The organism is Streptomyces sp. adm13(2018), from assembly GCF_008042145.1.
GTDB lineage: Bacteria > Actinomycetota > Actinomycetes > Streptomycetales > Streptomycetaceae > Streptomyces.
On the sequence record NZ_RDBH01000026.1, the window covers coordinates 1 to 1,140 of the forward strand.

Consider the following 1,140-nt stretch of genomic DNA (forward strand, 5'->3'; position numbering starts at 1 on the left):
CGGGAGGGGTGCGGCGGGTGGCGTGTCGTGTCGACCGCTGCGTCCCATGGTTTCCTACCTGTTCGCTCGGATTCCCCGTCCTGAGTGTCCGACCGGCTCCTGGCGACGTCAAGGGTGCGGTACGGGCCACCTCCGGGGGTGTGCGGAATAATGCGCGCATGCGCATTTCAGCCAGGGCCGACTACGCGGTGCGTGCCGCCCTCCAGCTCGCCGCCGCCCAGGACGCGGGTCCGCTGAAGGCCGAGGCGATCGCCGAGGACCAGGGCATCTCCCACAAGTTCCTCGAAGGGATCCTCGGGGACATGCGCAAGGGCGGTCTCGTGCTGAGCCAGCGGGGCGGCAACGGCGGCTACTGGCTGGCCAGGCCCGCCGAGTCGATCTCGGTCGCGGAGGTCATCCGCTGTGTGGAGGGTCCGCTGGTCTCGGTCCGCGGGGAGCGGCCGCCGGACCTCTCGTACACGGGTCCCGCCGAGTCGCTGCTGACCCTGTGGATCGCGCTGCGGGCCGGTGTCCGCGAGGTGCTCGGGGTCTCGCTCGCGGAAGTCGCGGCGGCCCACCTGCCGGACACGATCGTCGCGCTCGCGGACGATCCGGAGGCATGGACCAACCCCTGAGCCCTCGGCCCAACCCCGCGCGACCTGCGGCGATGTGACCCCTTCTCATCTTCCGAGACGACGCTGTCCAGCTTGCGGACGCCCCTTGGGGCGACCACCCCACCTCTGCCACTATCCCTACTGTTCCAGTGGGGATACGGGAAACCATGTGAGGTGACGTGAGTACGCCGAGGAAATCGCCGAAGAGACCAGCGATACGCACCGCCTCCGCACCGGCCGCGCCACCCGTGGCACGGGTCGCCGAACGGCCGGGTGACAGCCCGGTCGACCGGCCCGCCGACGACGCCCTCTGGCCCCGCGTCACCCGCGAGCTCGCCGACGACCTCGCCGTCGACGCGCTCACCAGGGACCGGGCGGGCAAGGCGCCGTTCGACGAGGTCGCACGGCTCCAGGAGGCCGGACTCCCCGCCCTCCTGACGGCCCCCGCGCAGGAACTCCTCCAGCACCTCCACGGCACCGTGCGACGGCTCCCACTCCAGCTGCTCACGGGCCCGCTCCGTGGCGAGCAGCGGCATGTGCCGCATGG

1 protein-coding gene and 1 pseudogene are annotated in these 1,140 nt (G+C 71.7%); both read left to right on the forward strand.

Annotation, left to right across the window (positions count from 1 at the left end; translation table 11 throughout):
* Positions 1-158: 158 nt before the first annotated feature.
* On the forward strand, positions 159-614 hold the full coding sequence (locus EAO70_RS02335; protein ID WP_148001366.1) for an RrF2 family transcriptional regulator: 456 nt from the start codon (positions 159-161) through the stop codon (positions 612-614).
* Between the two features lie 227 nt (positions 615-841).
* Positions 842-1,040, forward strand: a pseudogene (locus EAO70_RS02340) (acyl-CoA dehydrogenase); the annotation flags it as partial.
* Positions 1,041-1,140: the final 100 nt, after the last annotated feature.